We start from the raw sequence: 17,816 nt of genomic DNA, 5'->3' as shown, positions 1-17,816 counted from the left end.
TCAGTGCGCAGACACTTGAATGCGATTCCACAGATTGATCATCGCAACAGTGGTCGTGAGCGCGCTGATCTCGGCATCGCTGAAGTGCGCGCGCAGTTCGGCGCGCAGCGCGCCATAGTCGGTCTTGCGCTCGATCTGGGTCAGCGCTTCCGTCCATGCAAGAGCGGCGCGTTCCTTGGCGGAAAAGTCGCTCACATGATCCCAAACCACCAAGCGATCAAGCCGTTCATTGGTCTCGCCGTCGTCTCTGGCTTCCTTCGTGTGCATCTTCACGCAATAAGCACAGCCGTTAAGCTGGGATGCACGGAGCTGGACGAGATGGTGTAACATCCGGTCCAGACCATGTTCATCGATAGCAACGTGCACTTTTTCCAGCGCAACGAAGACATTGGGCACAGTCTTGTAATGATTTACGGGCTTATTCGTCATAGTCGTATCCTATAGTGAGCGTTACATCCCTATGACGATCCACAAAGGCAGTTTGTGACGTGCACCTCCAAAAATATGCGGTTCACGATCTGCCCCGCGTAGCCACTGTCCGCGGATGTTCAGACGTGTGCCGCTGAATTTACAAAATCTGGTCGGCTCGCTACGATACCACAGCGAGTGTCCGCCTGGTCACTGCAGGATCTGATTCTTGGCGATCGAGGAACGCGTCGCCGAGAGCGAAGCATCGCTATCAATCGTTCCTCTTCGCCACCGTGCAGACGACATTCCCTTCGAGTCGGAACGTCAGACGATTGCGACGTCACCGACAAAAAGTCAGTTATTGGCGAACAGCCCATCAAGGGGGGCCGCAGGAGAAGCCGAACGGCAACAATCCAGTTGAGCTGAACAATATCCTGAAAATTCAAGTCGGGCATTCGTTATTCTTAGAGGTTACATCGATGATTGGCAGACGGGTATATTTATTTCCATTATGAGAGCCGAACCTCGCCCGATTTGATCACCAAAATATTGCATGCAAATGCGTCACGTCATTAGGCCGGTAACTTGCCAATCAGCGAATATTGTTGAGACAACGCCGCCGTTTCTACTCTAATCTTTGCGCTGCTCCTCGTCCCCTGAGGCTAAGGCGCACGCTCGGCGGCTGCAGAGTGCTTTAACGGGCAATCGGTATTTGGGGCGCCTAGCAGGTTTAAATTTCCTCCTAACTATTATAATGGTTATAAGATGCGCGTCTGCTTTTGGGAGTTCCCGATTCGGGTTTAATGACCGAAATGAGGCGCAATGCGGACCGTTCTGGATGCTAGCCCGACGACAAATCAGCGTTGCGGTCTCTCCAAAAGACGGGATCAACAAAAAATCTATTAGTGGGTTGTTCCTTTTTGCAGCACTGGCCCAGTGCTGCAGGCCACAATCAAGGTCGATGACGCTCTGCTTCGATACCTGAAACAAAGCTGGCCGCGCGCATTCTCAGCCTTTAAAGCTCCGGCTGCATTTAAGGTTTATGCTGCGGAACAGCTATTTTTGTGCACGCCGATCAAGGGAAGATCGCAGCAATTCGACCAGGGCGGAGCGCTGAACAGGTTTGAGTTTGTCGAGATTTCGCTGCCGCCAGCGGATTGCCGGAAGCTCTGCAACATGGCCGATCTTCAGCAAGGACCAATCCGGTTCACCACGCTCGAATCCGATCAGAAATTCGCGGTGCTCATCCGGCATACCGTCGATCAGTTCCTCAATCATCTGCTGCTGCGCTTCGATCAGTTCTTCAATGTGAACCACCTCCTCGGTCATGCCTTCGAAACCATTGCGGTATTCATTCGCGAGGTCATTGACCCGGCCCGAAAGCACCTCGCCCATGGGACGATTGTGGCTGAGGAGATAAACAAGAAAAACTTCGCGCAACTCGTCGCTCAGCCCTTCATGGGCGAACAGACTGCGCACATCGAAGAGATCACGTGGATGCTGGCGATCAAGCGCAGCAACCAATTTTCCTGCAAACAGGTCTTCAAAGGACACGACGCTGGTTTCGGCAAAACCGAAGACCTCTTCGACCGCCTCGGTGACAGGGATCACAGAAGGCTCGTGCACTACGCCGCGCAAGACAGGGGAGACTTCAATCTTCACTTGTGTTCCCTCGGCCATGACAAGAAGCCGCAAGATCGCGCTATCGTGGACGTTTTCGGCGACGCGAGCACCGGGTACTTCCGCTAAAGTTGACGTTTTGATCCGCTTCATGGCTGCGTCAATGTCCGCCAACGCCTCCGGCCTGTCGTTGATGGGCAAATACATGAGGTCGATGTCAACGGAGAGGCGCGGCAGATTGCGTATAAAGAGATTAATCGCGGTTCCACCCTTGAGAGCAAAACAGGTTTCGCGCGCCACAATAGGAATCAGACGCATAAGCAGCCTGACTTGGCCCTGGTACTGATCACGAAATGCCATCGAAGTCCCTCGGTACGGTGATGTGATAGACCGGATCAAGCTTGCCACCGGGCACAAGCATGCGCTTACCCTTCCCGAGATCGATTGTGGTTTTGTCCAGTCGCTTGAGCCACGCATGGCCATGACGATCTGCGAAATAAAAGAACAGACGTTTGACCTTCACGCTGTCGCAATCCAGAAGCAGTTTTTGCAGCCGCCTCGGGCTGAAATTTGCGGCACTTTGCATAATCATATCGGCCTGATGGAAACTCTCATGGCGCGGCAGTTCATCGAGCATTTCGAGATAAGCTCGCTCAGGCTGCGAAAGCGTCATAGGCCAGTCCCACTGCCCCCATGCGAAGCTGCCAAGCCCTTGTGTGATTGGTTCATTGCGGAACAAGGTAGCGCTGTTGTGATAGACAAAGCGCTGGGGCAGTTGCAGTTTGTTCAGCCATGCAGGCGGCTTTTCCGATCCGTAGAGATGAACAATCCTGGTCTCGTGAGCGAGGTAATGCGCAAAGCCCTGTAATTCTAACGCCGTGCGTCCGCCGACATAGAGCGGTGCTCGTAAAAGCAGGGTCTGGAGCGATATGATGACTTGCTGCCAACTCAGCGTGCCGCGCGGTTTTTTATAGACGCTACGTACCGGCTGTTCGAGCCAGCCGTTCTTAACGTAGTAAGCGCGCAGGTTACTGGCGATGCCGCGCTCTTGCAGCCAGGCAGCATCCACGACCAACCCTTCTGGCAGGTCTCTCTCGAGTCGGTTTAACAATGAGGTGTTTTGCTCAGCCATACTGAGTATAATAAAAGAGTCTTAAACCATTATCAAGTTTGAACGAGCCATCATTTAATCAACATAGTTGAGTAAATTCAGACAAATTCAAACCATTCCTTCAATCGTCCGTCGCTACCGAGTAAGCAGGGCTCATGTCACAAGTCAACCTTAGTTCTCCACCAGCATGGCCTGCAAATATCCATTCTACGCGGCAATGGCACAAAAAATGAGCTCATCATCGACAGTTCTCGCGCGGTTTGCAGACACCAGCCGGCCTCCTGCGCGCCGCGGTTATTTTCGCAATGTGACATTGCTCATCAGTCCAACATCCTCCGGGTCCGGGACAGTAGCGTTGAATATGTCGAGATAACTTTTCCGCTTGCGAGGCGATGCGCCCGAGGCTTCGACTTTCTCATTAACAGCCTGCAATAATCGCTTTGCACTTGGTTTAAGCTGCGCTTCGACCTCTTGAAGACGATCATTGATTTCATCTGGTGAAATTGCTGTCTTCGTGTCTTGACCCATTGTTGGCAATTTGACGCTCAGATTGACCGTTCTGATATTTGCTTGCTTCGTGACAGCGGCTTCAGGAACTGGCGCGGAGTTCGCTGTGCTTGCTTCTTGCGAAGGTTCCTCATGCTGTTGAGGGCGATAGGGTAGGGGGCTACTGGTCTGCTCAATGACCGGTTGCCCGTCGTTCGCGTATTCGCTCGTCAGTGCTGGAACTGGCCTATTAGGTAGATATTCAATCGGGTTTTGTCGCAAATTTTTCAGTTCTGTTGAGCTATGTCAGGATCGTTGCATTTAACTGAATGAGGTGGAAGCGGATGGCGGTGGATTTCAAAGGTACTCACTTCCCGAAAAGTGTCATTCTTTACGCCGTTTTCTTCTATGTCCGCTATTCAGTTTCATATCGCGATCTGCAGGAGATTATGGCTGAACGTGGTGTCGAGGTTGACCATGCAACCTTGAACCGTTGGGTTGTTCGTTACGCGCCGCAGATTGCTGCGCAGGCACAAAAACGTAAACGCACAACGCTTGGCTCATGGCGTGTTGACGAGACCTATATAAAGGTCAAAGGGAAATGGACGTATTTGTATCGAGCGGTTGATCGTGAGGGGCAAACCCTTGATTTCATGCTCTCTGAGCGCCGAGATTTCGGCGCTGCAAGGCGTTTCTTTATGAAAACCATCGCAAGCAATGGTATTCCGCACAAGATTGTCATTGATAAAAGCGGAGCCAATCTGGCTGGTGCGCAGGCTGTAAACAACATCCTGAAAATCACCGGTACAGGTAAAATGATCGAAATTCTTCAGGTCAAATATCTCAACAATATTCTTGAACAGGACCATCGCTTCATCAAGCGGATTACAAAACACACATTGGGCTTCAAGGCGTTTCACAGCGCTTCAGCAACAATTGCTGGCATCGAAGTGGCGCATATGATCCGCAAGAAGCAGTTCGCCAACAATAATCGCTCGCCATTCCAGCTCTTTGCGGAGCTCGCAGCATAAGTGCGTCCGGAGATACGGCCGCCTTTAATGTGATGAAAATTTTGCGACACAGCGGCCAGTTAGGCGCATAATTTTCATTGAAAATTGAGTCATGTAAACTTCCCCCCCAATGCGGTGAGCGACGGTGTCATTCGGAGGGGATGGTTGTGGACGTCGCACTATGTTCTGCGGGGTAGATTCCTACAGTAAAATGACAATATGAGTAGCGCTAAGCCTACCCACAGAAACACCTGCGACACACTTTGAAACATCAGAACAATCGTGAAGATCGCTGCCGGAATGATTTGAGATATCTCGCGATATGTATTGTAGATTGGCACCATGCGTAGCCGGTCCCGGTTTTTGACGGAACGCAGGAAAGGTGCGTTGCCAGCGCTATCAATTCCACTTGCTACAAGCGCGGCAAACATCAGAGCGATGATTGCCCATGTGAATGACCATTCAGTAACAAAACCGACAATAGCAGTCGCAATGCCACATACCGCATATGTGAGGGTTAAATAGCGGCGCAATCCGATGCGCCGCATGAACATCCCCCAAATTGGGCTAAGTAGCAGCAGGCCAGATGCGATACCAGCGATTGCTCCCGTATATGATGGGTCATATTCTGCTGCAACGATAAGTATTGGTGTGTAGACAAAAAATACTTGCCACCATGCCGCACGTCCAATCGCCAGAACCCAGGCGAGGCGTAAGCGCGGTTGGCGCAGGAATTGTTTAATAGCGAATTCTTGCTTTGTTGAAGCAATAGGCATGATCATAGGGGTTCGGACATTATCGACCAAGAACACCAACACGAATGGTGCCAGAAATGCACAAGCGGCGCTTATTGCAAAAGGAGACCACTCCGGACCATGTCGCAGTAGAAATGTACCAATCAACGGACCAATGCCATAAGCAGCACCTGCTAGCATTATGCGACGTGGTTCAAAACGAGCCAAAGAACGTCGGGGTATCATGTTCAGGGCATATATATTTGAGGCGGTTTCAAAAAGCTGCACCATCAGAAAATAGCTCGCCAGCCCGAGGGTAAGCGGCACACTGCCAGGCACTGTAAACAGTATTCCGGACACGCCTCCCATTAAGCCGGCCCCAATCGTTAACCACCAGGGACCTATGGCCTTCAGAACCGCCGGAAGTACCGTGCTGGTAAGTAATCCACCTACGCTCGCGATGAAATAGATCGCACTGACAAGGCTCGCCTCCCCGAGATAACGAAAGGCTAAAGTTGGGATAACCACAATGACAGATGTGCGCGCCAACACCGCCACTGCATAGAAAATCGGAATCCCCCACGCTGCGGAGGTGTTGGCGGGTAATGGTCCATCAACAGGCGGCAATTTCATTGGGATGGGTTATCCAGTCAAGAGACACACAGCTCCGCCGCAGCTAGATCTTCGAGCGAACACCCAACCGATTTGAAAATAGTTATCTCCGTATCGTTGCGCCGACCCTTATGCTCGTTACGGGTCAATTCGAACAAGCTGGCTTGGACGTCTTTTGGCTCTATTGCGCCACGTTTGATTGCTTGAACCAATTCGCCTGCTTCCTGAAGTGCACCCTCAACCGTGTCTACGAATATCGAACCGCGTTGCAGCGCTTCGTCATCCGCCTCCGCCATTTGCGGTGTGAACGCGCCAACCAGATCAAGGTGCGATCCCGGCTTAAGCCAAGCGCCCTTGATGATCGGTTTACGCGATAATGTGCAGCACGAAATGATGTCCGCGGCGCGTGCCTCTACTTCCAAATCGTCAGAAGCTCTGCCCGGCAAGCCTTGTGTGATAAGTTCATCGGCAATGGCTTTCGCCTTAGTAAAATTTCTGCCCCAAACGATAATATCGTCAATCTCACGTACTGATGCATGCGCTGCGGCAAGATTAGTGCTCAGTCGACCCGTGCCTACAATGAGCAGGCGTTTTGCATCGATGCGCGAGAGATAGCTTGAGGCTAACGCAGATGCGGATGCGGTGCGCCGTGCTGTCAGTGCTCCGCCTTCCAGAATTGCAACGAGCTTGCCGTTTACCGCACTGAACAAAAGATACTGCGCATTAATGCTGGGTTCTGAACGAACGGCATTACCTGGAAATATCGTAACAGTCTTGAGGCCAATGTGGTGGCCTTCGGCCCAGGCAGGCATTAAAAGCAATGTGCCGTTCGGCTCACCGGGAACACAAATATCATAATGCGGACGAGGGGGGCTTTCGGCGCCGCGTTTGAACGCAGCTTCCATTGTTGTTATCAAGGCAGACCAGTTAAGGCGCGCTGCAACATCGGCATCACTATAGCTGCGAATGCCTTTATGCATCGACTTGCCTCTGAAGGCGGAAAGTTGGAAGCGGATAGCGGGCCGCCTGATCGCGCGGCAGGGTTTCAATGGCAAGGCCGCTGGCTATCTCCGCGCTATCATCGCAAATAATGCGCGCGAGCATGGTCGCGCCTTCTTCCAATTCAACTTCGGCCATGATGATCGGTACTTCATCGTTGAAGGCGGGATGGTTCGGGCGAAGCACCAGCGAATAAGACACAATGCGTCCCTTGCCGCTGGAAATAAGAGGAACGAGATCTGCAGATCCCGTATAAGGGCAGATAGGTCGCGGATAGAAGAACGGCTTGCCGCCACCAGCCGCTTTCTGCAACAGGATTTCACCCTTTTCGCGCCATGCGGTCAGAAATGCGCGGTTGTCTTCATCTTCAAATGGAACGGGGTAATCGTATGTCTGGTTCATCGCGTAGCCTCCAGAATGATACTGCTTGCTGAAAGACCATGGCCGTAACCGACCATGCCGTAACCGGCGACAAGCCCGCGAGTGGCATTTGCGACCTGACGGCCACCACCTTCCCCACGCAACTGACGAACCGCTTCCGTCACGCTCAGCAAACCACCGGCAATGCCTGCCTGTCCGCAAGAAAGCTGTCCGCCGCCCGTATTAAGTGGCATGGAACCTTCCCAATCAAACGTGTTGTCAGCGAGGAATTTACTAACTTCGCCCTTGGCGCAGAATCCGAGATCTTCAAACTGGATTGCAGCCATGATAGGGTAATCGTCATAAAGCTGCACGAAATCCATGTCCTCGGGGCCATATCCGGCGTCCGCATAAAGCTTGCTGGCAAAGGTTTCCCAGCCACCTTTGAGGGGGGCGATTTCCATCGGCGGATGATTGTGGCGCTCATAGCCTGTCACCACTCTCACGCCCTTTCCGGCAGGGGCCCGGTCGAGCGAAGTCACGATAACAGCTTCCGCACCCGCACAAGGCAGCACGCAATCATAAAGGCGGATAGGATCGGCAATAATGCGCGAGTTGATGTAGTCTTCAATGGTCATGGGACCACGTAGCAGAGCAGCTTCATTCTGCTGTGCACTCTTGCGCTGCCCAACCGAGATACGGCCCAGATCTTCGATGCGGGTGCCATATGTTTCCATATGCTTGCGCTGGATGATTGCAAACAGGCCGTTTGCACCGCCAAAACCGAGCGGCGTACCGTAATTGCGTAAGCCGCGGCTGAAATTATCCATCAGCTTGAAATGACCACCGACGTCATAATTGTCGCCAGCAATGCAAAGAACGGTCGTTGCCTGTCCGCTTTCGATAGCATGGACGGCATTGATGATGCTGGCCACCGGGCCAGCGCTACCGGCGGTTCCCAGATAGGCCCAGGAAATGGACATGCCGAATTGTTCGGCAGCGGTGACGGTGTTATCTGGCGGCAGCTCGAACGAGCTGATTGCGAGACCGTCGATGTCCGCAAAGGTCAGGCCTGCACAGTCGAGAGCCTTTCGGCCCGCTTCGGATAGGAAGGAGAACAGCGAACGGCTAGTCTTCTTCTCATATGCGGTGGCACCATAGCCTATGATGCCGATTTGGCTGTCACGCTTCATATGTCCCTCAAATGATTTTCTGTGCGCGAAGTGCGTCGATTTCGTTGTTGCTCATGCCAAGCAGCTTGCCGAAAATTTCTTCGTTTGCGTCGCCGGGCATCTGGCCGGCCCAGCGAATATTTCCAGGCGTGTCCGACAGTTTAGGTGTCGGGGCGGGCATACGGATGGGGCCAAGCTGGCTGTCAACGATGGTTTCAATGGCTTTACGCGCAGCTATATGCGGCTCGGTAAAAACATCCTCGATTGTATTGACCTTGCCAGCAACCACGCGGAATTCTTGCAGTTTTTGAAGAGCGTGCTGCGTAGTTTGGGCTTTCATCCAGGCCGCTACTTCCGCATCGACGACATCGCGATGTTCAACCCGCAATGCCATGGTCAGGAAACGCGGGTCGCTGATGAGATCGGGACGCTCCATGGCATTGGCGAGACCTTCATAGATGCTTTGCGACCCGCAACTGATGGCAATCGCGCCGCCATCCGCCGTAGCATAAACATTGCGCGGAACGTCTTCTTCCATCTGGTTGCCAAGAAGAGGCTTGCCGCGACCTGTCTGGTCATAACGCACGACAAGGGACTCGATGATGCGCAGGATCGGTTCGTAAAGCGCCACATCGATGATCTGACCCTGACTGGTCTTGGTGCGGTTATGCAGTGCTGCCAAAGCACCAAAAGCCCCAAAAACGCCTGCGAGATAATCGCCCATCGGAAAGGCTGAAACCATCGGGCCCTTATCCGGGTAACCGGTGAAAGAAGAAAGACCGGAAAAAGCTTCAGCGATGGTGGCATAGCCGCCTTCCAGGGACTTGGGGCCGGTCTGACCCCAGCCGCTGACGCGCACCCAGATGATATGCGGAAATTCTTCGCGCAGCTCGTGTGGGGAAAGCCCCCAGCGTTCCATCGTGCCGGGACGGAAGTTTTCGATGACTATATCGCTCCCGCCGATGAGCTTGAGTGCCGTATCGCGCGCTTGCGGACGGGAAATATCCAGCGTCACAGCATGCTTGTTGCGAGCCATGGATTTCCACCAAAGAGGCACCTCGTCCTTGTGCGGTGGCCATTCGCGAAGGGCGTCCGGCTTGCCGGGCTTTTCGACCTTGATTACCTGGGCGCCGAAGTCGCCCAACAAAGAACCGACAAACGGTCCGGCCAGCATGGAGCCGAGCTCAAGCACACGGATGTCCCCCAGCGCTGAAGTGCCTTCAGCGTTTTCCGAAACGAATGACATTTTTTGAGTTTCCCTTTATTTTATTACTTCTGTGATGCCGCCACCCGGTCGATGCCGACGAACACGTCGAGGACAATGACCGCAATGATCGCGACATAGATCGTTGTGGCGGAGACAGCTGCCAGCATTGGATCGACCGCATATTGGACGTAGTTGAAAAGCTTGACCGGGATCGGCATCAAGTCTGCGGTCGCGTTGAATATTGACAGCTCGACGTTGATCCAAGAGATGATGAAGGCAAAAAGCGCGCCCGCAACAAGGCCGGGCTTGATGATCGGAAGGGTGATCAGAAAGAAGGTCGAAACTGCTGTTCCGCCGAGATCATGGCTGGCTTCTTCAAGGGATTGGTCAAAGCGCTCGAGTGAAGCGAGCACCGTGCGCAGTACATAAGGCACAACGATAACTGTATGCCCAACGACCAATGCAAAGAAGCTGCGCGCAAATCCTAAGGCATTCGCATATTGCAGGAGTGCGGCACCAATGACGATTGTGGGGAGAATGAGCGGCGCGATGAAGACCGTACTGACGATCCGTTTGCCCTTCATGTCACTGCGCGAGACAACCAAAGCGGCCAGAATACCGATGACGATCGCCAGAACGGTGGCGAGTGCAGCGATGGCGACGCTCGTCCAGATCGATTCCAGATAGGACGTGTCCTTAAGAAACTCACCATACCACTTCAAGGTAAAGCCAACTGGCGGGAAGGCAAGAAACTGGGTCTCGGTGAACGAAGTTGCAATGATTATCACAAGAGGGAGGGTCAGGAAGATAAGACCTGCCCAAGCCAGAAGGATGACACCCAAGCGTGCGATACGATCGATTATGCTCATGACCGCCTCGCAGCTTTTGCGCTGCCGCGTTCAACAAACAGCAGATACAGCGTGATGAGGATAAGGGTTACAATGAGGAGCGATACGGCCAGCGCTGCGCCAAAGTTGAAGTTGAACAGCGTGGAATAGTTGTCGAAGATCGGCATCGCAGCCACAATGATACGTCCGCCACTCATAATCGCAGGGACAACATAGGCACTGACGGCAAGGGTGAAGACAATCAGCGAACCCGCGATCACACCCGGCAGGCTCAATGGCAGGGTGATGTTGAAGAATGTCGCAAGGCGGCTGCTGCCGAGATCAAGCGATGCTTCCACGAGTGAGCGGTCAATGGTTTGCAGAACGGCTGCGATTGTCAGCACCATGAACGGCACCAGAATATAGGCCAGACCGATGATGATCGCAGTTTCTGTAAACAAGATTGCGATTGGCCTGTCTGCCAGACCCAGGGCAACCAGGGCCTGATTTACAAGCCCCTGTCGTCCTAGAAGGATCAGCCAGCCGAAAGAGCGGACGATGTTGCTCGTAAACAGCGGCATAATGACGAGAACATAGCAAAACCGCCGTAGATTACGTGATTTCACCATGTTCACGATGTAATAGGCGATTGGATAGGCAATGAAAAAGGATACGACGGTGGCGATCAAGGATAGTTTGAACGTCGTATAGAAAATTCCGGGATAATAGCTATCCGCGACTATTTTCTGGTAGTTGCCCAGCGTCCATTCGCCTTCGGGGGTCTGAAGGCTGGCCACGACGCTGAACAGAAACGGCACCAGAAAAAATGCCGCCATAAAAGCCAGTGGCATGGCTATGAGGATTACGGCCCAGAGGTTCTTTATTCTCATTGTGATAACACCTGTCCGCTGTCGCGGTGCCAGCTGATATGCACTGGCTGACCGTTATTGAGGCTGGTTGTCTGCAGAGAGGAGGGGAACTGGCACGTAAAGATTTGTCCCTTCACTTCCGCATAGACGCGTGTCGCATTCCCAACGAATACAATATCCTTGATCACGGCCTGCAAACTTACCCTATCCGCCGACGATAGCGATGCTTCAGTGCTGACTGTAATCGCTTCTGGGCGAACCAGATAAGTAACGGTAGCGCCATTCCCGGCATCGTGGCTTATAGGGAATGCAATATTTCCATCGACGGTTTCCAAATCACCGTCTTTATTTACGCGGCAATCAATAAGGTTGGCGTCGCCGATGAAGCCGGCGACATAGCGCGTTAAAGGCTTGTGGTAGATAGCTTCACCGGATCCGATTTGAACAATGCGGCCCGCCTCCATGACCGCAATGCGGTCGGCCATGACCAATGCTTCTTCCTGATCGTGGGTAACGAAGATGAACGTCATGCCGAGCTGGTTTTGCAGCGCCTTCAACTCGATCTGCATCTGCTTGCGCAGTTTCAGATCGAGTGCACCGAGTGGCTCGTCAAGCAGCAGGACTTTTGGACGGTTCGCAATCGCCCGCGCAAGCGCCACGCGCTGCTGCTGTCCGCCGGAAAGCTGCGTCGGATAGCGCTTCATGAAATCCAGCATGCCAACGGTCGCGAGACTTTCTTCAGCAAGAGCCGCAGCGGCACTGCGACTTGCACCATTGCGGCGGGGACCATAAGCGACATTATCGGCAACCGTCATATGCGGAAACAGCGCATAGTTCTGGAACACGGTGTTTACCGGTCGTCGATTAGGGGGCAGATTACGCATCGATTTGCCGTCAATGAAAATTTCGCCCGATACGTTCTCGACGAAACCGGCAATCGATCTCAGGAGCGTGGTCTTCCCGCAGCCGCTTGGCCCAAGAAGCGCCAGAAACTCGCCCTCTGCGATTCCGATAGACACGTCGTTCAATGCGACATAGTCGGCGTAGCGCTTGGTAAGATTTCTGACGTCTATATAATTAGCCATTGTCACACTTGATGTTGGTTACTGGTACCGGAATATTCATCAGGGGGACGTGATGTTGGCAACCATACATGTCGCCATCACCGGCAGCGCCCTGCGCGATTGGACGCTTAATCGTTATCTTCATCGCCATAGCCTGATCGATCTTAAAGAAAGACGATATTTGCGAAATATCCAGGCCATAGGCGGCTGCAACAGATTCAGGCGTGATTGCCTCGCTATCGCGGACGGCTTCGTAACGCTTTTTATCCGTGAAGATAATATCAAATGTAATGCGATAAGGGCCGGCATTTTTGCTGCGGACAATATCGGCTATTTCATACAGAGGGCGGTTCGTCATCTCATAAATCCTCGAAATGAACGGGGAAGAGCTCGGTTGGCGACGCCACCTTCATCAGGTGATATGCACTGAACTCGTAATGTGGGCCGGTGTCGAGATCGGAGGGAGAATAAGGGAAGGCCAGATTGCCGGACGGGTTGACGACTTCCGGATAATGGTAATGCAGCAGGCCGCCGCTGATATAGTGACAGACAGCATGTGCAATTTCCTGATTATCTGCAACGACATCAATCAGAAGACCCAGTTCGTGACCCGAAGGAGCCGATTGTTCCAGCTCCTTCATGACTGCATTGCGGCCATAAAGATGGAAAGTGATATTCAGCTTTTCAGGGGCAAAATAGTCGAGCGCCTTTACGCGTATTTCTTCCAGAAGGCGTTCGATGGAACCGGCCAGTGTCGGGCAGCGCAGACCTGCGATGCAGATCGAGCGATAACCGGCCAGACGGGCACCTTCGAGCTTGATATAATAATCCTCAGTATCAGAAATTTTCGCGCCGGTGACTTTGACCTGACGCTCATTGATCTGCTCGAACGCGCAGTCGGAAAGATCCATAATATGGCCGGGGCCACCTTGGGAGAATGGATTCTCGCGTTCGTAAAGGGAGTGAGCGGCGACCGACTTCACCGACGCACGGCGATTAATGCTGCCGGGCTCAAGAACGAAGTGTTCGTCATGGATCGTACCCAGCATTACATCCATGGCAAATGGTTCAGCCGAGAAAGCACCGCATTCAAGAATCTTGCCCATGTGAATGGCGAGCGCCGGATCAGCCCCGCGCCAGATCGGATATGAAGCGATAACTGAGTCATCGCAAGCTCGGCCAGCGATAATTACATTGGCACCGGCTTCAAGCGCTTGGCAGATAGGCTCATGCCCCATCTGTGCAACCAGGTTACAGGTTCCATCGAGCATTTCTTCCGTCAAGAGCGAGCCGACTTCGAAGTCAACTATTTCGCCAGCGCGAACAGCAGCTTTCGCACGTTCGATCGGAATATCGGAATAGATCCATGCCAATTTGATGTGAAGCCCGAGTTCGGCAACAATGTCGCGTACGAGAGCCACCGTGCGATCAACTTGTGCACCAGTACCCGCCCCACCGGCGCTGCCGACGATAACCGGAATGCCAGCCTTGTGACCTGCAGAGATCAATTGCTTCAGTTCACGGCGAATTCCGAAGTCCGACACCAGAGGTTCGTTTGATCCGAGATAAGAAGGACCCGGATCGGTCGAGCCCGCATCAACGGCGATGACCTGAGGCCCCAGCTCCATTCCCCGTGAAAGTGCTTCAGCACCGAACCCATAGCCCAACGTACCCGTTGGCGTTAGAACTGTAATAGTTCTACTCGTTCCCATGACAAACTTCCATTCAATCAAAATATTATTGGGAGTACTTCCATAGTGCACAAGAAGTATTTCCTGTTTGATGAAGGATGCGCAGCCTGACAAAGGAAATCAAATTTCTAATAATAAGTCACACATAACTTTTCGATATGTCTGGGCCCAGCTAAGGCCTGGAAGCGGGAGCCATGGCTTCCGTAAGCTCGTTTATCTTGGCAGGAAGCGCGGTTCTGACGTGCTTTATAAGGGCCTGCGTCCCCAACGATACTTCGCGAAAACTCGGGGTTATCACCCAAATATCCTGTTTTATAACAGGGAGAAACGGTTTGACTATGAGTTCGGCTCGGGTGAAGCCGACTGCACTGATCGGATCGACAATCGCAACGCCAAGGCCTGCTGAAACGAACGAACAGATACTTTCTGACAGCTGTGATTTGAGTACGATATTACGTTTTACCCCATATTCACTGAAAGCGCGGTCAATCGCCACCTGAACGCCGTCTTCTTCGGCCAGAGATATGAATTTTTCATTCTCCAGGTCGCGCACGAAGATTGCGTCCTTTTCTGCCAGAGGATGCCATGGGGGCAGAACGCACACGGCTTGCATTGAACAAAGGTGGGAAAATTGCACACCGGGGCGCTCGGTTCTGGCCATGCCGAAACCAACATCGATGCCTTGCGTGGCGACGCGATCCACTAATAGCCATGAATTACGACTCGTCAGATTGAGCTTGATCTGCTTGTTTTCAAGAAAGCTGGCAAGAATCAGCGGCAATACGCGGGTGCCAAGCGAAGGAAATACGGCAAGGTCAATTTCGCCGAAATCGAAATGCTTGATCGCCCGCGCCCGGGCAGAGATGGATTCCAGTCCCAAAAAGACACGTTCCACCTCGGAATAAAGCATTTCGCCTTCGGCTGTGGGGATCACGCCGTTCTTTTGACGGTGGAATAATTGAAACCCGCATTTATGTTCGAGAAGCATGATCAGTTTACTGACCGCTGGCTGGGTGAGGTGAAGCTTCTCGGCCGCGCGCGTGAAACTTCCAAGCTCCATTATGGCCTTGAAGGCTTCAAGTTGTCTGACATTCATAACTCGAAGTTATCCCAGATAAATCAATTGTAATTTGCTGTTCCCGTGTTCACAATACTTAATATGCCTCCCGAATGATACAACACAAAAGGGGAGTTTCGGAATGACGCAACAAAAATTCGCAAAAATTGTCATGGCCACGCTTGCAGCTGGCTGTCTAAGCGCGCCAGCAATGGCGCAGTCTTCCATTACCGTTGCCACTTATGGCGGTGAATGGGGTGCTGCCTTACAGGCGTGTATCATTGACCCCTTCATTGAAGCGACAGGTATTAAGGTAACGCCTGAACCGGGCGTCTCGGGCGTTACACTGAGCAAATTGCTACAACAGAAGGATGCCCCCGTTCTGGATGCGGTATGGCTGGATGGTGGTGTTTCCGAGCAAGCCGCCGCCCAAGGTGTACTTGATAGTATCGACGTAGAGAAAATCCCCGGTGTGGCCGGATTGGTTGAGGAAGGCGTCTATAAGGATGCTGATGGCAAGGTTTTCGCTCTCAGCACTGGTTTCTATTCGCTTGGCCTGGCCTTTAACAAGGATCAGGTTAGTACGCCTCCTAAATCCTGGAGCGATCTGTGGGACGCGGAATATGAAGGTGCTGTGACCTTCCCAAGTCCGGCCAATGCGATGGGCGTACCTTTCCTGGCTGAACTCGCCAAACACAAAGGCACTCCACTTAGCGAAATCGGCCCGGTTCTGGAAGACATCAAGAAATTGCGCGTAGCTGCATATTTTGACACAGCCGGTGCCGGGACCAACTTGTTCCAGAGCGGGGAAGTCATTGCTGGCGCACATTATGCAAGCTCCGTATTTGCGATGCGCGACCAAAACCTGCCAATCGAGTTCGTGGTGCCTCAGGAGGGAGCAATCGGTGGCGACATCCGTTTGCATCTTGTTGCCAACACGCCACGCAAAGAAGCAGCGGAGAAATTCATCGATTTTGCTGTGGGCAAGGAAGCCGCAAAATGCATGTCTGAGCGCATTTTCGTTGGCCCAGCCACGAAGGACATTGAATTGTCTGACAATGCGAAGCAAAAAATGCCGTGGGGTGCAGATGGTAGTGTAAAAAGCCTTTCTCTGCCAAATTGGAATGAAATCAACGCCAACCGTTCCAAGGTGATTGAAGGCTTTAATCGCGCCATAGCTGAAAAAAACTGATCCTAGAATAGACTCAATTAGCTTGGCATGCTCCCGTTATGTTAGGTCACATACCCGTATATTCTATTGCAGTTTTAGCTGCTTATGGTTCACTGTCTCCATTGATTTGGAGGCAGTGATGATGCGTTTTGATTTAACCGATTTCGAATTGCTACCGTAATCCCCCGTTTTTAACGGGGCTCGTCAGTAGAATTCACTTGGCCATTTTCAGTTTCTGTGCTGGCGTTACGCCGCCAATGCCCATATGCGATATGGTCGAGGCGTGTCTTGGCCGCTCCACAAGAATGCTTCAGTTCGTCGGGGCACGGGCCTCGGTCGCGGACAGAATGGGCGAAGTTGCCGATCAGATCAGCGGCGACGGTTTTCTCATCCATGCGTTCCCATTGGCTCGTCGTTACATTGAAGAAATCACGGACGGCTGGTCAGAACGACTTATGAGCACAAACATTTTCATGATAGCCTGTACAGCTTCTGAGTGATTAGCATATTGGAGAAACGGAAGATGGACGAACATCACCACCACGATGGCGCGGAGCGCTGGAAACACGACGGTATCAGGGTTATCAAGGGCGATCAGTTGGACCCCAATACAGCGCAGACACCAGGCATGTTCCGACAGGCGGCGATCAATCATGCCCGCGTCGCTGCCCAGAAAATCTGGGCCGGCACGGTCGCCATTGAGCCGAACGCCAAGACCGGCGTTCATCATCACGGCCCACTCGAAAGTGTCATTTTCGTAATTCGTGGCAAAGCACGGATGCGCTGGGGCGACCATTTGGAGTATGTCGCGGAAGCTGGACCCGGCGATTTCATCTTCGTGCCGCCCTATGTGCCGCATCAGGAAATCAATGCCGATCCCGAAAACTCACTCGAATGCGTTCTCGTCAGATCAGATAACGAAGCCGCTGTGTCGCAAAATTTTCATCACATTAAAGGCGGCCGTATCTCCGGACGCACTTATGCTGCGAGCTCCGCAAAGAGCTGGAATGGCGAGCGATTATTGTTGGCGAACTGCTTCTTGCGGATCATATGCGCCACTTCGATGCCAGCAATTGTTGCTGAAGCGCTGTGAAACGCCTTGAAGCCCAATGTGTGTTTTGTAATCCGCTTGATGAAGCGATGGTCCTGTTCAAGAATATTGTTGAGATATTTGACCTGAAGAATTTCGATCATTTTACCTGTACCGGTGATTTTCAGGATGTTGTTTACAGCCTGCGCACCAGCCAGATTGGCTCCGCTTTTATCAATGACTGAATAGCCCCGAGTTTTGTAGACACCCTCGGGTTAGGTTCTCTGCTGCTTCTCGAACTCGACGGGCGACAGCATCCCGTTTCTGACGTGCTTGCGTTTCGGGTTGTAGAACATTTCGATGTAGTCGAACACGTCCTGGCGAGCTT

18 protein-coding genes and 2 pseudogenes are annotated in these 17,816 nt (G+C 52.6%); 3 read left to right on the top strand and 17 right to left on the bottom strand.

All coding sequences use genetic code 11. The features are described 5' to 3' along the window. From FJQ48_RS18105 to FJQ48_RS18090, 4 genes are all read right to left on the bottom strand, one after another. Window positions 1–429: a carboxymuconolactone decarboxylase family protein gene (locus FJQ48_RS18105; RefSeq protein ID WP_109989429.1), complete on the bottom strand. Its 429-nt coding sequence runs from the start codon at window positions 427–429 to the stop codon at window positions 1–3. A 1,035-nt stretch (window positions 430–1,464) separates the two neighbouring features. Next, window positions 1,465–2,388 carry a nucleotidyl transferase AbiEii/AbiGii toxin family protein gene (locus tag FJQ48_RS18100; protein ID WP_139976361.1) on the bottom strand — a complete coding sequence of 308 codons (924 nt, stop codon included), beginning with the start codon at window positions 2,386–2,388 and terminating at the stop codon, window positions 1,465–1,467. After that, window positions 2,375–3,160 (bottom strand): type IV toxin-antitoxin system AbiEi family antitoxin domain-containing protein, encoded by a 786-nt coding sequence (locus FJQ48_RS18095; RefSeq protein WP_139976360.1) that lies wholly within the window; start codon window positions 3,158–3,160, stop codon window positions 2,375–2,377. Before FJQ48_RS18095 ends, FJQ48_RS18100 begins: the two co-directional genes overlap by 14 nt. 273 nt (window positions 3,161–3,433) lie before the next feature. Continuing rightward, complete coding sequence (locus FJQ48_RS18090) at window positions 3,434–3,907, bottom strand: hypothetical protein (RefSeq protein WP_180350244.1); 474 nt, start codon at window positions 3,905–3,907, stop codon at window positions 3,434–3,436. 62 nt (window positions 3,908–3,969) lie between these two features. On the opposite strand from FJQ48_RS18090, the gene FJQ48_RS18085 reads away from it, so the two are divergent. After that, window positions 3,970–4,656, top strand: coding sequence for an IS6 family transposase (locus FJQ48_RS18085; RefSeq protein WP_139976359.1), 687 nt, complete (start codon window positions 3,970–3,972; stop codon window positions 4,654–4,656). Between the two features lie 158 nt (window positions 4,657–4,814). On the opposite strand, the gene FJQ48_RS18080 is transcribed toward FJQ48_RS18085, so the two are convergent. The 11 genes from FJQ48_RS18080 to FJQ48_RS18030 all read right to left on the bottom strand — a co-directional run bounded on the left by FJQ48_RS18080 (window position 4,815) and on the right by FJQ48_RS18030 (window position 15,266). Next, window positions 4,815–6,002 (bottom strand): MFS transporter, encoded by a 1,188-nt coding sequence (locus FJQ48_RS18080; protein ID WP_139976358.1) that lies wholly within the window; start codon window positions 6,000–6,002, stop codon window positions 4,815–4,817. Between the two features lie 17 nt (window positions 6,003–6,019). After that, a complete protein-coding gene (locus tag FJQ48_RS18075; protein ID WP_139976357.1) occupies window positions 6,020–6,961 on the bottom strand; it encodes an ornithine cyclodeaminase family protein in 942 nt (313 codons plus the stop codon). Beyond that, window positions 6,954–7,382 (bottom strand): OB-fold domain-containing protein, encoded by a 429-nt coding sequence (locus tag FJQ48_RS18070; RefSeq protein WP_139976356.1) that lies wholly within the window; start codon window positions 7,380–7,382, stop codon window positions 6,954–6,956. Before FJQ48_RS18070 ends, FJQ48_RS18075 begins: the two co-directional genes overlap by 8 nt. Further along, the gene (locus FJQ48_RS18065) at window positions 7,379–8,533 is read right to left on the bottom strand and encodes a thiolase family protein (protein ID WP_139976355.1); all 1,155 of its coding nucleotides are present in this window, start codon (window positions 8,531–8,533) and stop codon (window positions 7,379–7,381) included. The genes FJQ48_RS18070 and FJQ48_RS18065 overlap by 4 nt, the downstream gene beginning before the upstream one ends. 7 nt (window positions 8,534–8,540) lie before the next feature. Continuing rightward, window positions 8,541–9,758 carry a CaiB/BaiF CoA-transferase family protein gene (locus FJQ48_RS18060; RefSeq protein WP_139976354.1) on the bottom strand — a complete coding sequence of 406 codons (1,218 nt, stop codon included), beginning with the start codon at window positions 9,756–9,758 and terminating at the stop codon, window positions 8,541–8,543. Between the two features lie 23 nt (window positions 9,759–9,781). Next, window positions 9,782–10,588, bottom strand: coding sequence for an ABC transporter permease (locus FJQ48_RS18055; protein ID WP_139976353.1), 807 nt, complete (start codon window positions 10,586–10,588; stop codon window positions 9,782–9,784). Continuing rightward, window positions 10,585–11,436, bottom strand: a complete 852-nt coding sequence (locus FJQ48_RS18050; RefSeq protein WP_139976352.1) for an ABC transporter permease — start codon at window positions 11,434–11,436, stop codon at window positions 10,585–10,587. The genes FJQ48_RS18055 and FJQ48_RS18050 overlap by 4 nt, the downstream gene beginning before the upstream one ends. Next, complete coding sequence (locus tag FJQ48_RS18045; protein WP_139976351.1) at window positions 11,433–12,500, bottom strand: ABC transporter ATP-binding protein; 1,068 nt, start codon at window positions 12,498–12,500, stop codon at window positions 11,433–11,435. Before FJQ48_RS18045 ends, FJQ48_RS18050 begins: the two co-directional genes overlap by 4 nt. Beyond that, a complete protein-coding gene (locus FJQ48_RS18040) occupies window positions 12,493–12,837 on the bottom strand; it encodes a DUF4387 domain-containing protein (protein WP_139976350.1) in 345 nt (114 codons plus the stop codon). Before FJQ48_RS18040 ends, FJQ48_RS18045 begins: the two co-directional genes overlap by 8 nt. A gap of 1 nt (window position 12,838) precedes the next feature. Beyond that, window positions 12,839–14,191: an acyclic terpene utilization AtuA family protein gene (locus FJQ48_RS18035; RefSeq protein ID WP_139976349.1), complete on the bottom strand. Its 1,353-nt coding sequence runs from the start codon at window positions 14,189–14,191 to the stop codon at window positions 12,839–12,841. A 151-nt stretch (window positions 14,192–14,342) separates the two neighbouring features. Then, window positions 14,343–15,266, bottom strand: coding sequence for a LysR substrate-binding domain-containing protein (locus FJQ48_RS18030; RefSeq protein ID WP_139976348.1), 924 nt, complete (start codon window positions 15,264–15,266; stop codon window positions 14,343–14,345). A gap of 103 nt (window positions 15,267–15,369) precedes the next feature. Here FJQ48_RS18030 and FJQ48_RS18025 point away from each other — a divergent pair, with 103 nt between their 5' ends. Together FJQ48_RS18025 and FJQ48_RS18020 are read left to right on the top strand one after the other, a co-directional pair. Beyond that, the gene (locus tag FJQ48_RS18025; RefSeq protein WP_139976347.1) at window positions 15,370–16,419 is read left to right on the top strand and encodes an ABC transporter substrate-binding protein; all 1,050 of its coding nucleotides are present in this window, start codon (window positions 15,370–15,372) and stop codon (window positions 16,417–16,419) included. A gap of 502 nt (window positions 16,420–16,921) precedes the next feature. Continuing rightward, window positions 16,922–17,329, top strand: a pseudogene (locus FJQ48_RS18020) (cupin domain-containing protein); the annotation flags it as partial. 47 nt (window positions 17,330–17,376) lie between these two features. On the opposite strand, the pseudogene FJQ48_RS18015 reads toward FJQ48_RS18020, so the two are convergent. Next, window positions 17,377–17,670, bottom strand: a pseudogene (locus tag FJQ48_RS18015) (DDE-type integrase/transposase/recombinase); the annotation flags it as partial. 33 nt (window positions 17,671–17,703) lie between these two features. Continuing rightward, a partial coding sequence (locus FJQ48_RS18010; protein ID WP_139973699.1) for an IS3 family transposase occupies window positions 17,704–17,816 on the bottom strand: 113 nt, incomplete at its 5' end.

Origin of the sequence: Ochrobactrum sp. CGA5 (assembly GCF_006345815.1) — a bacterium.
Classification (GTDB): Bacteria; Pseudomonadota; Alphaproteobacteria; order Rhizobiales; family Rhizobiaceae; genus Brucella.
Note: the sequence above shows the minus strand (reverse complement) of the source record. Positions and strands in the feature narration are given on the sequence as shown.

Bases quoted from the DNA above. Each gene is read 5' to 3' on its own strand.
- FJQ48_RS18105 (WP_109989429.1), bottom strand. From the start codon at position 429: ATGACGAATAAGCCCGTAAATCATTACAAGACTGTGCCCAATGTCTTC.
- FJQ48_RS18100 (WP_139976361.1), bottom strand. From the start codon at position 2,388: ATGGCATTTCGTGATCAGTACCAGGGCCAAGTCAGGCTGCTTATGCGT.
- FJQ48_RS18095 (WP_139976360.1), bottom strand. From the start codon at position 3,160: ATGGCTGAGCAAAACACCTCATTGTTAAACCGACTCGAGAGAGACCTG.
- FJQ48_RS18085 (WP_139976359.1), top strand. From the start codon at position 3,970: ATGGCGGTGGATTTCAAAGGTACTCACTTCCCGAAAAGTGTCATTCTT.
- FJQ48_RS18080 (WP_139976358.1), bottom strand. From the start codon at position 6,002: ATGAAATTGCCGCCTGTTGATGGACCATTACCCGCCAACACCTCCGCA.
- FJQ48_RS18075 (WP_139976357.1), bottom strand. From the start codon at position 6,961: ATGCATAAAGGCATTCGCAGCTATAGTGATGCCGATGTTGCAGCGCGC.
- FJQ48_RS18070 (WP_139976356.1), bottom strand. From the start codon at position 7,382: ATGAACCAGACATACGATTACCCCGTTCCATTTGAAGATGAAGACAAC.
- FJQ48_RS18065 (WP_139976355.1), bottom strand. From the start codon at position 8,533: ATGAAGCGTGACAGCCAAATCGGCATCATAGGCTATGGTGCCACCGCA.
- FJQ48_RS18060 (WP_139976354.1), bottom strand. From the start codon at position 9,758: ATGTCATTCGTTTCGGAAAACGCTGAAGGCACTTCAGCGCTGGGGGAC.
- FJQ48_RS18055 (WP_139976353.1), bottom strand. From the start codon at position 10,588: ATGAGCATAATCGATCGTATCGCACGCTTGGGTGTCATCCTTCTGGCT.
- FJQ48_RS18050 (WP_139976352.1), bottom strand. From the start codon at position 11,436: ATGAGAATAAAGAACCTCTGGGCCGTAATCCTCATAGCCATGCCACTG.
- FJQ48_RS18045 (WP_139976351.1), bottom strand. From the start codon at position 12,500: ATGGCTAATTATATAGACGTCAGAAATCTTACCAAGCGCTACGCCGAC.
- FJQ48_RS18040 (WP_139976350.1), bottom strand. From the start codon at position 12,837: ATGACGAACCGCCCTCTGTATGAAATAGCCGATATTGTCCGCAGCAAA.
- FJQ48_RS18035 (WP_139976349.1), bottom strand. From the start codon at position 14,191: ATGGGAACGAGTAGAACTATTACAGTTCTAACGCCAACGGGTACGTTG.
- FJQ48_RS18030 (WP_139976348.1), bottom strand. From the start codon at position 15,266: ATGAATGTCAGACAACTTGAAGCCTTCAAGGCCATAATGGAGCTTGGA.
- FJQ48_RS18025 (WP_139976347.1), top strand. From the start codon at position 15,370: ATGACGCAACAAAAATTCGCAAAAATTGTCATGGCCACGCTTGCAGCT.